The 12776-nt window shown below is 55.7% G+C and carries 12 protein-coding genes; 10 read left to right on the top strand and 2 right to left on the bottom strand.

Annotated features, from left to right (window positions below; genetic code table 11):
- Positions 1–2 precede the first annotated feature (2 nt).
- The 7 genes from rpiA (at position 3) to arcC (ending at position 7395) form a co-directional block, all read left to right on the top strand.
- Positions 3–698, top strand: coding sequence for a ribose-5-phosphate isomerase RpiA (gene rpiA / locus FLT43_RS06990; protein WP_087442659.1), 696 nt, complete (start codon positions 3–5; stop codon positions 696–698).
- The gene (locus FLT43_RS06985; RefSeq protein ID WP_087442388.1) at positions 695–967 is read left to right on the top strand and encodes a hypothetical protein; all 273 of its coding nucleotides are present in this window, start codon (positions 695–697) and stop codon (positions 965–967) included. Before rpiA ends, FLT43_RS06985 begins: the two co-directional genes overlap by 4 nt.
- Positions 968–1220: 253 nt before the next feature.
- Positions 1221–2480 carry an MFS transporter gene (locus FLT43_RS06980; protein WP_087442389.1) on the top strand — a complete coding sequence of 420 codons (1260 nt, stop codon included), beginning with the start codon at positions 1221–1223 and terminating at the stop codon, positions 2478–2480.
- A 34-nt stretch (positions 2481–2514) separates the two neighbouring features.
- A complete protein-coding gene (gene fdrA / locus FLT43_RS06975) occupies positions 2515–4263 on the top strand; it encodes an acyl-CoA synthetase FdrA (protein WP_087442390.1) in 1749 nt (582 codons plus the stop codon).
- 22 nt (positions 4264–4285) lie between these two features.
- Positions 4286–5545, top strand: a complete 1260-nt coding sequence (locus FLT43_RS06970; protein WP_087442391.1) for a YlbE family protein — start codon at positions 4286–4288, stop codon at positions 5543–5545.
- Between the two features lie 99 nt (positions 5546–5644).
- Positions 5645–6448, top strand: a complete 804-nt coding sequence (locus tag FLT43_RS06965) for an oxamate carbamoyltransferase subunit AllH family protein (protein WP_164776264.1) — start codon at positions 5645–5647, stop codon at positions 6446–6448.
- Positions 6445–7395 (top strand): carbamate kinase, encoded by a 951-nt coding sequence (gene arcC, locus FLT43_RS06960; protein WP_087442393.1) that lies wholly within the window; start codon positions 6445–6447, stop codon positions 7393–7395. The genes FLT43_RS06965 and arcC overlap by 4 nt, the downstream gene beginning before the upstream one ends.
- Before the next feature lie 116 nt (positions 7396–7511).
- On the opposite strand, the gene pruA is transcribed toward arcC, so the two are convergent.
- Positions 7512–9059, bottom strand: coding sequence for an L-glutamate gamma-semialdehyde dehydrogenase (gene pruA / locus FLT43_RS06955; RefSeq protein WP_087442394.1), 1548 nt, complete (start codon positions 9057–9059; stop codon positions 7512–7514).
- Positions 9060–9100: 41 nt separating this feature from the next.
- Positions 9101–10021, bottom strand: a complete 921-nt coding sequence (locus tag FLT43_RS06950; RefSeq protein WP_087442395.1) for a proline dehydrogenase family protein — start codon at positions 10019–10021, stop codon at positions 9101–9103.
- A 220-nt stretch (positions 10022–10241) separates the two neighbouring features.
- Here FLT43_RS06950 and FLT43_RS06945 point away from each other — a divergent pair, with 220 nt between their 5' ends.
- From FLT43_RS06945 to FLT43_RS06935, 3 genes are all read left to right on the top strand, one after another.
- Positions 10242–11528, top strand: coding sequence for a sigma 54-interacting transcriptional regulator (locus tag FLT43_RS06945; RefSeq protein WP_244194181.1), 1287 nt, complete (start codon positions 10242–10244; stop codon positions 11526–11528).
- Between the two features lie 54 nt (positions 11529–11582).
- Positions 11583–12110 (top strand): DUF2569 domain-containing protein, encoded by a 528-nt coding sequence (locus FLT43_RS06940; protein WP_087442397.1) that lies wholly within the window; start codon positions 11583–11585, stop codon positions 12108–12110.
- A gap of 122 nt (positions 12111–12232) precedes the next feature.
- The gene (locus FLT43_RS06935) at positions 12233–12757 is read left to right on the top strand and encodes a DUF2569 domain-containing protein (protein WP_087442398.1); all 525 of its coding nucleotides are present in this window, start codon (positions 12233–12235) and stop codon (positions 12755–12757) included.
- The last annotated feature ends 19 nt before the right edge of the window (positions 12758–12776 follow it).

The following is a 12776-nucleotide window of genomic DNA, read 5'->3' as shown; positions in this document are numbered from 1 at the left end:
CCATGGAAGCGAAGCGATCGGCTGCCGAAGAGGCGGTGAAGTTCATCCGGGAGGGGATGAGCGTGGGACTCGGCACCGGCAGCACGGCCTACTGGGCGATTCGCGCGATCGGCGCCCGGGTGTCGGAAGGGCTGCGCATCCAAGCGGTAGCCACCTCGGAGGCGACGGAACGGTTGGCGCGGGAATGCGGCATTCCGCTGCTGGACAGGCTGATCGGCCTTGACGTGACCATTGACGGGGCGGACGAAGTCGATGGCCGATTGAATGCGATCAAGGGAGGGGGCGGCGCGCTGCTGCGCGAGAAGCTGGTTGCGGCCGCGAGCCGGAAGCTGATTCTCATCGTGGACGACAGCAAGTGCGTCGATAGGCTCGGCTGCTTCCCGCTTCCGGTCGAGATCGTCCCGTTCGGAGCGGAGCTGACGATGAGCCAGATCGGCCGGCTCGGCTGCCGTCCCGTTCTTCGTGAGAAGGAAGGGCGCCCGTTCGTGACGGACAACGGCAACTTCATCGCGGATTGCGCATTCGGACGCATCGAGCAGCCGGAAGAGCTGCAGCTTCGGCTGAAGCGGATTACCGGCGTCGTCGATCACGGGTTGTTCCTCGGTATGGCGGACAAGCTGATCATCGGGCACGCCAGCGGCGCAGTCAGCGTGCGGGAGCGCGAAGAGAAAGATACGACAAAGGGGAGAGAGATATGAACGTAACGATTGTGCGGGCAGATATGAGGAAGGATGCGGACGGATCCTACCTGGGGCATGTGACGTTCCAACTGGAAGGATTCCAGTCCGCCTATGAGGTGACCTTGTTCAGCAAGAAGGGCAAGGAATGGGATTACAGTCTAAGCTTCGCCGGCGATTCCGGCAGCGAGGAAGAGATCTTGGCGTTGGACGACAGGCTGGAGGAAGATGACGACCTGTTCGAGGAGCTGCTGGAAGCGGCATCGCGGATGCTGCCGGAAGAAGCGTAGCACATTCGTCTCTTCGCTCCAGCTTGCAGCACAACATCCAAATATAGCCCGGAACTTGCGGCAATTGTTATTGCCGTCGGTTCCGGGCTGTTTTTATATTCATTGATTAATTCATCTCATAGCACTGAGCATAGCGCCGGCTTCGTTCAAATATTCGGATTGAGAGTCCCGTAAAGAGCTGCAATGGAAGAATAACGTTCCCGTATCTGCAAATGATATCGTTACTGACTCCACGAAATGAGGGAACTGCCAAATGGAAGAAACATTGGAGAAACCGTTCAAGTCGGCTCCAAAGGCTGGAATGCCTTACTATTGGAAGGTTATTCTCGTATTTACGCTCGGCTGGGTATTTATGTATGCCGACCGTACCATTCTCAATCCGGTTATGCCGATTTTGGCGCAGGAATTCGGTATCAATAACGCGCAACTCGGTTTGATCAACAGTGTGTTTTTTCTCGCCTACGCGATTCTGCAGATTCCGGCGGGAACGCTTGGCGACCGGCTGGGACGCAAGAACGTTCTTGTCCCCGGGTATATTCTGTTCGGCCTCGCTACCGCTTTTACCGGGATCGCCAGTACCTTCTTCATGCTTCTCCTTGCCCGAATCATCACCGGGGTGGGCGAAGGGACGTATTACGGTCCGCAATACGCGTTGTCGTCCGAAGCGATTCCCGAAAAAGTGCGTACGATTGGAACGGCGGTCATTAACAGCGGGCAGGCAATCGGCATTTCGCTTGGCTATATTACAGCCAGCACGTTAACGCTGGAGAAGGGTTTGAACTGGAGAATCCCGTTCTACATTATGGCCATTCCGACGATCATCACCGCCCTCTTGATTTGGTTCGTGATTAAGGAGAAGCCTCGGAAGTTTAATGTGGAAGCTCGGGGAGCGGACACGAACAAGGGCGAGACGCGAAAAACATCCATGTTTTCGTTGTTCAAGAACCGCAACCTTTCGCTCACGTTCATCATGGTATTCTGCTCGCTCTACGGATTTTTCGCGATTCTCACCTGGCTCCCGCAGTATTTGCAGACCGAGCGAGGCTATCAGGGCAGCGATGTCGGCTTCATCTCTTCGCTCGTTCCATGGGCGTCTATTCCCGGAGCTCTTTTCTTCGGGTATTTATCAGACAAGTTCGGAAGACGGAAACCCCTGGTTTATATTTTGGTGCCAATTGCTGCCCTGTCCATCTATCTGGTTGTGTACACACAAAGCGACGCAGCGATGATGTTCGCCTTAATCGTCTACGGTCTAACCGGGAAGCTGGCGCTGGACCCCGTGCTCGTTGCCTTTGTAGCGGACAACGCACCTAAGGAAGCGTACAGCACCGCGTTCGGTCTCTACAATTTTATCGGAATGAGCTCCTCCATTCTCGCTCCTTACATTACGGGGTATTTGGTGGATACCACCGGCAGCATGCGGTCCGGTTTTTTCCTGGCCATGGTTCTGCTGTTTATCGGTCTGGCTGCGATGATTTTTACCAAAGAAAAACCAAGAACGAGAACGGCCTAACGATCCGGGTCAAGATCAGGAAAGGGAGATTGTCGTGCTTAAAACCATTATTAAAGAAAACGTGTATCAGGATTCCGTCAGCTTAATGCTCCTTACGAACAAGCTATCTGCCATGGAAGGCATCAACCGGATCTCGGTCATGATGGGCACCCCCGCCAACCTGGATATATTCCGGAATACCGGCTTGTATACACCGGAGCTGGAGCGGGCCAAGCCCAATGATATCTGTATCGTAATCGATACAGAGCAGACGGAGAAAGTGACGGAAGTGTTGAAGGAAATCGATTCTTTTCTGAAAAATCAAGCGCTGGCAGGCGCTAAAAACAATTATGACAAAGTCCGCACGTGGGACCGGGCCATGCAATTGCTGTCTGATGCCAATCTCGCGCTTTTGTCTATTCCGGGCGAATATGTCGCGGACGAGGCGCATAAAGCGTTGGACAAAGGGCTACACGTTTTTATTTTTAGCGACAACGTGTCCGAGGCGGATGAGCTGGCACTGAAACGGAAAGCGAAAGAGAAAGGGTTGCTCGTAATGGGACCCGACTGCGGGACAGGGATATTGGCCGGAGTTCCGATCGCCTTCGCGAATGTAATCAGCAAGGGGAACATCGGTATCGTCGGCGCATCCGGAACGGGCATTCAGGAGGTATCCACCATTATCGACCGCTTGGGCGGCGGGGTTAGCCATGCCATCGGCACGGGCGGCCGCGACCTGAGCGAGTCGATCGGCGCCTTGACGATGTTGGACGGCATTGCTGCGTTGGAGGCTGATGCGGCTACCGAGTTGATCGTCGTGATTTCGAAGCCTCCTGCCCCTGAGGTCAAGAAAAAAGTGACGGCGTTCCTGCATTCTCTGTCCAAGCCGTCCGTTGCCATCTTCACGGGAGAGAAGCCGTTGGAGCCGGAAGGCAACGTTCATTATGCTTACACTTTGGAGGACACGGCGGTAATGGCCGTTCAGCTCGCCTATGGGAGCACGACCGCATCCCCCGGCACACAAGGGACCGGCGCGGAAGGGGGCCATGCATTACAGTCCGGACAGTCCTATATTAAAGGCTTGTATTCTGGAGGCACGCTGGCGACAGAAGCCGCCATGCTCGTACGGGAGGCGTTCGGCATACCGGCTTCACTGAAGCATGAGGACGGCTATATTTTCAAAGATCAAGGACATGAGATTATTGACTTGGGTGACGATATCTACACGAAAGGCCGTCCGCATCCCATGATCGATCCGTCTACTCGCAAGGAATTGATCGACAAGATGGCAAAAGATCCTGAAACGGCGGTTATTTTGTTCGACGTCGTATTAGGTTACGGTTCCCATGAAGATATGGCCGGGGAACTGATTCCTTCCATTCGGAACGCACTCACTCACGCCTCCGGGGAAGGCAGAACCGTATACTTCGTGTGCTCCGTCTGCGGGACGGATCAAGATCCGCAAAATTATGGGGAGCAGAGACGAAAGCTTGAAGAGGCCGGCATAATGGTCGGGGATAGCAACGTACAGGCTGTCAAGAAGGCGCTGCATCTCGTCGGCAAATCGGTGCCCCCCGCCTATTCCGGTGCGCCTGCGGTCACTCCGCATGGTTCGGCCAACGCGCCTGAGGTGCCGGAAGCGACGGCCAAGCTGTTATCCGGCAAGCCGCGCGTGATCAATCTCGGTCTGGCAAGCTTTGCGGACACGATCCATCGGTATGAAGGGAAAGTTGTTCAATTCGACTGGCGTCCGGTTGCGGGAGGCAATAAAAAGCTAGCCAATATTTTGTCTAAATTAAAATAACGATAAGTAAGGAGAACGTACTATGTACAATACGATTGACGAAGCCAACCGGGCGGTAGTCGAGAAAATAGCCAGCGCACAGCCGTTCCTGATCGACGTTGTTCCCGCCAAAGACGTTATCGAGGAATTGAACGGCCGTACGCTGCTACATGCCGGTCCGCCCATTGATTGGCCGGATATGACCGGACCGATGAAGGGTTCCTGCATCGGGGCGCTGCTATTCGAAGGTTGGGCAGCGACAGAAGATGAAGCCAAGAAAATGCTGGAAGGCGGGGAAATCCGATTCGTCCCTTGTCACCACGTCAACGCTGTCGGCCCGATGGGCGGAATTACATCGGCCAATATGCCTGTCCTCGTGGTAGAGAATCGCACGGAAGGCAACCGCGCCTACTGCAACCTGAACGAAGGGATCGGCAAGGTGCTGCGCTTCGGCGCCTATAGTGAAGAGGTGATCAGCCGTCTCCGCTGGATTCGCGATGTCCTCGGTCCCGGCATGTCACAAGCTTTGAAAGCTTCAGACGGAGGCATCAATCTGAATGTGCTCGTCGCCAAGGCGATTACGATGGGCGACGAATTTCATCAGCGCAACATTGCTGCTTCGCTTCTGCTGCTCAAAGAACTGGCGCCGCTCTTATTGGCGACCGATGTGCCCGAGACGGATAAAAGAACCATTATCAAATTTTTGGCGGATACCGACCAATTCTTTCTCAATGTGATGATGGCGTCCTGCAAGGCCGTTATGGATGGCGCGCGCACCATTCAAGCCGGCACGATTGTCACCGCCATGACCCGCAACGGCAAAGATTTCGGCATTCGGGTGAGCGGACTGGGCGATCAATGGTTTACCGCCCCGGTCAATACGCCGCAAGGATTGTTCTTTACCGGCTATTCGCAAGAGGATGCCAACCCGGATATCGGGGATAGCGCCATCACGGAGACGTTCGGGGTCGGCGCCATGGCTATGATTGCCGCACCGGGGGTCACCCGCTTCGTCGGCGCGGGCGGATTCGATGATGCATTGGCAATCAGCAACGAAATGGCGGAAATCTGCTTCGACCGGAACAGTAATCTCACTGTCCCAACATGGAATTTCCAAGGGATCTGCCTGGGCATCGACATCCGCAAAGTGATTGAGACGGGGATCACGCCGGTCATAAATACGGGCATCGCCCATAAGGAAGCAGGGATCGGTCAGGTTGGGGCTGGCACGGTCAACGCGCCGCTCGCCTGCTTCGAGAAGGCGCTGATCGCTCTGGCCGAAGCTATGGACATTACAGACTGACCTATGCTCGTCGTCCAAGGGGAGGCATATAGTTCGAATATCCCTGGGCTTGTCCGGGAGAGCGGCTGCGGAACGGTACATAGCAGCTTTCGGAACGGAATGAACATTCGAATAGGACGGCGGCTTTTATTTATAGGTACCGCTCAGAATGGTTATTTGCCCTTTGCCGTTCATGTTGACCGCGAATCCTTCGAGCGAATCGCTTGCCGGATTCGTCCCGGCGACAGGATGGTTGTGGAGTTCCGCCCAGGCGCATTATGGCTAGGCGAACGGAATGCCGCAGTGCGTCTGGACAACGCCTCGGTGTTCTGCAGCATGCTGAGGGGCTCTCCGGCCAACTCCGGAATACTGTCCGCCAATTTCCGGCGGTTCACTGCCTTGCTTCGCATGTATTCCGGGATCACGGGATTTGGCATGAGCGCCGCTCAGGTCATGGACATTTTGCGCAAAGAAACCGATCAGACTGAATTGGGGCGGGCATTGATTGCCTGCCGGACATCCCTTGGCTGCTGCGATCCGTCTCTCCAGTGGCAGGCCGTCCGGTCCCTAATCGGTTACGGTTCGGGGCTGACGCCGGCAGGCGACGACTTTCTGATTGGGGCTGCAGGCGCCGGGGTGTATACCGGCCAAGTATCTGCGCTCGTTCTGTCCAAGCTGGATGAGCGCTTGGCGCAGCATCAAGATCTGACGACCGATGTTAGCCTGGAGTATCTTCATTACGCTGTGAGCGGACAATTCGGAAGCCGCATTCTGGAGGTGCTGAATGCACTCTGCTGCCAGATGCCAACCGATGTGGCCAGAGCCGTGTGGTCGCTAACCGGCACGGGCCGCACGTCGGGGATCGATACCGCTCTGGGCATATACTGCATGATTGTCGAACTAGAAAAGGAGGTATCGCCTTGATGAAGACCGTGCTGATTGCGCTCGGCGGCAATGCGATTTTGCAGGCTAATCAAACCGCGACTTACGAGACCCAACTGCAAAATATCCGGATGTGCTGCACTATCATTTCGAATATCGTCAACAAAGGTTATCGCGTTATACTTACTCACGGCAACGGTCCGCAAGTAGGGCATATTTTGCTGCAGAACGAAATGGCCAAGGATTCAGTCCCTATGCTGCCGCTGCATGTATGCAGCGCCGAGAGCCAGGGCTTTATCGGCTATATGATCCAACAATCGTTACTGAACGAATTAACGAGGCAGGGGATCGAGCGGCAGGTCATTTGTCTTGTGACATCCGTGGAGGTGTCCCCGAACGACGATGCCTTCGGGCGGCCTAGTAAGCCTATCGGTTCGTTCTACAATAAGGAAGAAGCCGAACGGCTCGCTGCAGAGAAGGGATGGAGCGTGAAGGAGGATTCCAACCGCGGCTGGCGCCGTGTCGTTCCCTCTCCTTCTCCGCGCAGCATTATCGGAAGTCAGGTTATGCGGCAATTGCTTGATGCGAACCACATCGTTATCGCGGCGGGCGGGGGAGGCATACCGGTTGTACGGGCAGCGGACGGGACGCTGAAAGGCGTGGATGCGGTAATTGATAAGGATCGTACCGGCAGCCTGCTCGCCAAGGAGATCGGCGCGGATACGTTCATTATGCTAACCGATGTGGAACAGGTGTACATTAACTTCGGCGAACCGGAGCAGCAAGCCCTTGGCGCGGTTTCTATCGAGGACGCGAGCCGCTATTTGTCCGCGGGACAATTCGGCAAAGGCAGCATGGAACCCAAAATGAATGCCGCCCTCGATTTTGCCGAAAGCGGGGGAACGGCCATTATCGCGTCGCTTCGCAATGCCGATCTCGCCTTGGAAGGCAAGGCGGGAACCCGGATCAGCAAGGGAACTGACGGATAATGGCCGTACGGATGCTCCACTTCCATTGAATTATTTTCCAATTGGCTATATACCAACTGCCTATGCCAACGCAAAGCAACGGCTTTTCCGCAGAGGCGGAAAAGCCGTTGTTCATTTTACCATTTCTCCGATACGAGCTTCGCTTGCGTGAACAAGAGTAAATAATCTCGTCCGCCCGCCTTGGAGTCGGTGCCCGACATATTGAAGCCTCCGAACGGGTGCACCCCGACGAGCGCGCCGGTGCATTTGCGGTTGAAGTACAGATTGCCGCAGTGCATATGGCGGCGAGCATACTCCAGATGCTCGCGGTTCCGGCTGAATACCGAGCCGGTCAGCCCGTATTCGGTATTGTTGAAAATATCGATCGCCTGCTTGAAATCATCCGCCTTGCACACGGCAAGCACCGGGCCGAATATTTCCTCGAGCATGATGCGGGCTTCCGGCATTACATCCGCGAATACGGTCGGCTGCAAGTAATAGCCGTCGCCCTCGGCGATTTCTCCTCCGGCCACGAGGCGTCCTTCCGACAAGCCGATCGCCATATACTCCCGAATTTTGTTGTAGGCGTTCTCATCGATTACCGGTCCGATGGGATAGTTCTCTTCCGGCAGGCCGACAGTCAACTGCTTCGTCTTCTCGATGATATGGCCGAGCACTTCTTCATAGATATCCTGATGAATGATGGCGCGGGAGCCTGCGGAGCATTTCTGCCCCTGGAACCCGAAGGCGGACGCGACAATCGCATCTGCCGCCTCGGCCGGATCGGCGCTGTTGTCCACGACGATGCCGTCCTTGCCGCCCATCTCGGCGATGAGACGCTTCATCCAGATCTGTCCTGCCGCCGGACGCGCGATCCGCTCGTTAATCCGCAGGCCGACATCACGGGAGCCCGTGAACGAGACGAAGCGGGTGCGCGGATGATCGACGAGCAGGTCGCCGATCTCGCTGCCCGAGCCGGGTACGAAGTTGAGGACACCGGCCGGCAGTCCGGCTTCTTCCATCAGCTCGACGAATCGCGCGGCGATGATCGGCGAAGTCGATGCCGGCTTGAGCACGACCGTGTTCCCGGCGACGAGGGCGGCGCAGGTCATGCCGGCCATGATGGCGAACGGGAAGTTCCATGGCGGGATGACGACGCCGACGCCGAGCGGAATATACGTCAGCCGGTTGTCTTCGCCAGGCAGTGGAGTCAACGGCTGCGGTCCCGCGAGCCGGATCATTTCCCGGCCATAGAATTCAAGGAAGTCAATTGCTTCGGCGACATCGGCATCCGCTTCGGCCCAGTTCTTCCCGACTTCATAGACGAGCCAGGCGGAGAATTCGAATTTGCGCCGGCGGATAATGGCCGCCGCCTTGAACAGGTACCCCGCCCGGACTTCGGGATCGACATGCTGCCAATCCCGGAAGGCGGCATCCGCAGCGGCAATCGCTTGATGGGCCAGATTGGCATCGGCCTGGGCGACATAACCGATGACCTGCTTCAGTTGCCCGGGATTTATGGAAGCGGAGCGTCTGTCGGTTGCGATCTCCTGACCGTTGATCTTGAGCGGGCAGGTGCGCCCCAATTGGGCGCGGACGCGCTCCAGCGCGGTGAGCATCGCTTGGCGGTTATGCTCCTGCTTGAAATCGGTAAACGGCTCATTGCGGTAATCCACCATCGTCATAATAACGCCTCCTAATATATGAATATGAAATGATATAACTCCTACGACTTGAAAAGAGATTTCAGCACAAATCCGACGTTCGCCGGCCGTTCTGCCAGGCGGCGCATGAAGTAACCGTACCAATCATTGCCGAACGGGACATAGATTCGCATCGTATAGCCTTCTCTGGCCAGATCGCGCTGCGCCTGGGTGCGAATGCCGTAGAGCATCTGGAATTCGAACTGGCTGCGCGGGATATTGTGCTCGGTTACGAATTGCTTGACATGCTTGATGATTTTATCGTCATGGGTGGCAATGGCGGCATAGTCGCCATTTCTGAGGTGTTGTTCGATGATGTGAATGAAGTTGCGGTCCACGTCTTCCTTACTCGGGTAAGCGACGTCGGGCGATTCCTTGTAGGCGCCCTTCACGAGCCGCAGATTTGGCCGGAACCGGTGCAGGTTGTCAATATCGTCAGCGCTCTTGTACAGATAGGCTTGAATGACGAGGCCGACCGTATCGCCGTATTCCTCACGCAGCTCGCTGTAAATATCGAGGGAGGCTTCGTTGTGCGCATAATCCTCCATGTCGATGCGGACGAAATTGCCGCAGGCGGCGGCAGTGTCCAGGATGGCCCTCATGTTGCGCATGCACAGCTCGCGGGACAGATCCAGTCCGAGCTGGGTCATCTTTAGTGAGAGATTCGAGCGGACGCCGCTCTTCTCTATCTCCTGCAGCGTGCGTATGCAGAACTGGGTTGATTCCTGGGCCTCTTCCTCGGTAAGAATGAATTCGCCCAGATGATCCAAGGTCGCCACGATGCCGGCTTCATTCAGTTCCCGGACGGCTGCGACGGCATCTGCAATCTGCTCTCCGGCGACGAAGCGGCGGGCGCCGAAGCGCAGTCCGTACTTCTTCGCGGCGCGGTTGGCCATGCGATTCTTCGACAGAAATAATAGACCATTTCTCATTAAGCTTTCCATCCGCGACTCTTCCCTTCTTCTGACGAAAAAAGTGTTCAAAAAACAGACACATATTCTATTTATGATTAAATATAATCACAAAAGATTGGAAATGTAAACACATTCTTTTGAATGGATTGGAAATTAGGCCGAACGGAAGCTTGGGAATGAATGCTTTTTCATTGCAATCTGATTGAGGTTTTGCCATAATCTAATAAAATTGATTGCATGGAGATGAACGATGAGTCAGTCAGGAGTAATGGAAGCCGTGCTGAGCGTCCTGCTCGGCGCGATGAATGACGCCGTTACCGTCATTGACAACGAGGGAACGGTACTGTACTGGAATCGGGTGGCGGAAGAGACCTACGGAATCAACGGCGCCGATATAATCGGTCGTAAAATAGGAGATTTTTTTCAGAGAGAATCGATTATGCTCTTTCAGGTGATGGACAGCGGCAGCGCGGTCCACCAGGTCTATCATGAGCCGCGGCCGGGGATGCATGTCATGATCAGCGCGGCCCCGATCACGGATCAGGCGGGGAAGCCGATCGGCGCCTTGTCTATCGAGCGGGATGTATCGTCCTATGTGAAATTGAGCGCGGAGATGTATCATCATCCGGCAGGCCAGCCGCTGCTGCCGGCCGTCTTCCCTTCCGCCTTGCTTCAGCGGCTGCAGACCGCATTTTCCATCGGACAGCCGCTACTGCTCGCAGGCGAGGGGGGAGTCGGCCGCACTTCGATGGCCGAATGGCTTCATCGGAGCGCCGGCCGTTCCGGGCGGTTCGTGATGGTCAGCTGCAGCACCGTTCCGGAAGGGATGCTGGAAGCCGAATTATTCGGCTATCAGGGAGGAGAAGAGCGGCCAGGGAAGCTGGATCTGGCTGCCGACGGCACGCTCTATCTGAGAGATATCGACGCGCTTCCTCCGTCGATGCAGGAGAAGCTGGCGGCCATGCTGCGCCTGTCCCGCTTCGAGCGGCTGGGCGGCACGGCATCCGTCCCGCTGCAGTGCCGAATCTGCGGCTCTGTCGGCCCCGAAGCCGCCGCAGAGGAGCCGGACCGCCTGCTGCCTTCCTTGCGGTACGCCTTCCAGCTCTATACGGTTCCGCCGCTGCGCGAGCGGAAGCAGGACCTGCCGGAGCTGTGCCGGGTCTTCCTGCACCAGGCGGCCGCCAAAGCAGGCATCACCGCTCCGGAGCTCGCGCCTGACGCGCTGGCGGCGGTATTTGCCTGCGATTGGCCGGGCAATCTGTCGCAGCTGAGGAACGCGATGGAATACGCCGCGCCGGCCGCGGCCGGATCCGGCGCGGTGACGTCCGCCCAGCTGCCGGAATATGCCCGCTTGACCACCTTGAATGAATTAACCGAGCCGGATCTTCCCCTCAGCGTCCATTCCGGGGAATGGGAGCGCGCCCGCATCGCCGAGACGCTTGAGCGAACGAACGGGAACAAGGCCAAGGCGGCCCGAATGCTGCGGATATCCCGCGGCGCGCTCTACTATAAAATGAAGCAATACGGATTGGACTAGACAAGGCTGAATTGCCGGTCCAACCTCTATTCAAGAACGAAAGGAAGGAATGGAATGAACGCAAATCCTCCCGCCGGGTCTCCCGGCGAACCGCCGCGCCCGCTTCAGCCGCTGGGGTCCTCCTATCAAGGGCTGTCGGGCTGGCTGATTGTCGTTCAGATCGGGCTGTGGTTGTTGTTCATCATGATTCTCAACTTGCTGTTTACAGAAATTTTTCCAATCTACCAATCGAATACATGGAGTCTGCTCACGACGCCTGAATCGGAATACTATCACTCGATGTGGTCGGTGCTTATTATTTTCGAGACGATAGCCAATCTATTGACATTGATGCTGCTGATTATGGTGCTCATTCTGTTCTATCGGAAAAAGAAGCTGCTGCCGACGATGATTATCGTATTGTACATATGGAACATTTTATCGTTCTTTGCCGACTATTCTTTGGCCAGTCTGATTCCGGGGGGACAGGACGCTGATAGCCTGGAAGCGCTCAAACCTCTGGTGCGGAGCTCCATCTTCAGTGTCATCTGGATCATCTATTTCATCCGATCGAAGCGCGTCAAGGCGACCTTTGTGAATTAAAACATGCTGCGGCTAAAGGGGGACGGACGATGTCTATCCTGAAAATGAAGCAATACGGATTGGACTAGACAAGGCTGAACTGCTGGTCCAGCCCCTATTCAAGAACGAAAGGAAGGGATGGAATGAACGGGAATCCTCCCGCCGGTTCATCCGGCGAACCGCCGCGCCCGCTTCAGCCGCTGGGGCCCTCCTATCAAGGGCTGTCGGGCTGGCTGATTGTCATTCAGATTGCGCTGTGGTGGTCGTTTATAAGCATGCTTATCTCGCTGTTTTCAGAAATTATTCCATTCTTCCAATCTGATACATGGAGTTTGCTCACGACGCCTGAATCGGATAACTCGGTGTTGCCGGTGCTTATTATTTTCGAGACGGTAGCCAATCTCTTGATATCGATGATGCTGATTATGGTACTCATTCTGTTCTATCGCAAAACGAAGCTGCTGCCAAAGATGTTGATCGTCTTCTACATATGTAGCATTTTATGGACCTTTGCCGACACTTATTTGGTCAGTCTGACTCCGGGGGGACTGGAAGATTATAGCCGCATGAAAATCTTCAGCCTTCTGGTGCTGCGCCCCTTCTTCAAGATCACCTGGATCATTTATTTCATCCGATCGAAGCGCGTCAAGGCGACCTTCGTGAATTAAAACATGCTGCGGCTAAAGG

It is taken from the genome of Paenibacillus thiaminolyticus, assembly GCF_007066085.1.
Taxonomy (GTDB): Bacteria; Bacillota; Bacilli; order Paenibacillales; family Paenibacillaceae; genus Paenibacillus_B; species Paenibacillus_B thiaminolyticus.
The sequence above is the reverse complement of the archived record's forward strand: the minus strand, read 5'-3'. Positions and strand labels throughout refer to the sequence as shown.

Coding starts and splice junctions, on each gene's coding strand:
- rpiA (WP_087442659.1), top strand. CDS start 3: ATGGAAGCGAAGCGATCGGCTGCCGAAGAGGCGGTGAAGTTCATCCGG.
- FLT43_RS06985 (WP_087442388.1), top strand. CDS start 695: ATGAACGTAACGATTGTGCGGGCAGATATGAGGAAGGATGCGGACGGA.
- FLT43_RS06980 (WP_087442389.1), top strand. CDS start 1,221: ATGGAAGAAACATTGGAGAAACCGTTCAAGTCGGCTCCAAAGGCTGGA.
- FLT43_RS06970 (WP_087442391.1), top strand. CDS start 4,286: ATGTACAATACGATTGACGAAGCCAACCGGGCGGTAGTCGAGAAAATA.
- FLT43_RS06965 (WP_164776264.1), top strand. CDS start 5,645: ATGAACATTCGAATAGGACGGCGGCTTTTATTTATAGGTACCGCTCAG.
- pruA (WP_087442394.1), bottom strand. CDS start 9,059: ATGACGATGGTGGATTACCGCAATGAGCCGTTTACCGATTTCAAGCAG.
- FLT43_RS06950 (WP_087442395.1), bottom strand. CDS start 10,021: ATGGAAAGCTTAATGAGAAATGGTCTATTATTTCTGTCGAAGAATCGC.
- FLT43_RS06945 (WP_244194181.1), top strand. CDS start 10,242: ATGAGTCAGTCAGGAGTAATGGAAGCCGTGCTGAGCGTCCTGCTCGGC.
- FLT43_RS06940 (WP_087442397.1), top strand. CDS start 11,583: ATGAACGCAAATCCTCCCGCCGGGTCTCCCGGCGAACCGCCGCGCCCG.
- FLT43_RS06935 (WP_087442398.1), top strand. CDS start 12,233: ATGAACGGGAATCCTCCCGCCGGTTCATCCGGCGAACCGCCGCGCCCG.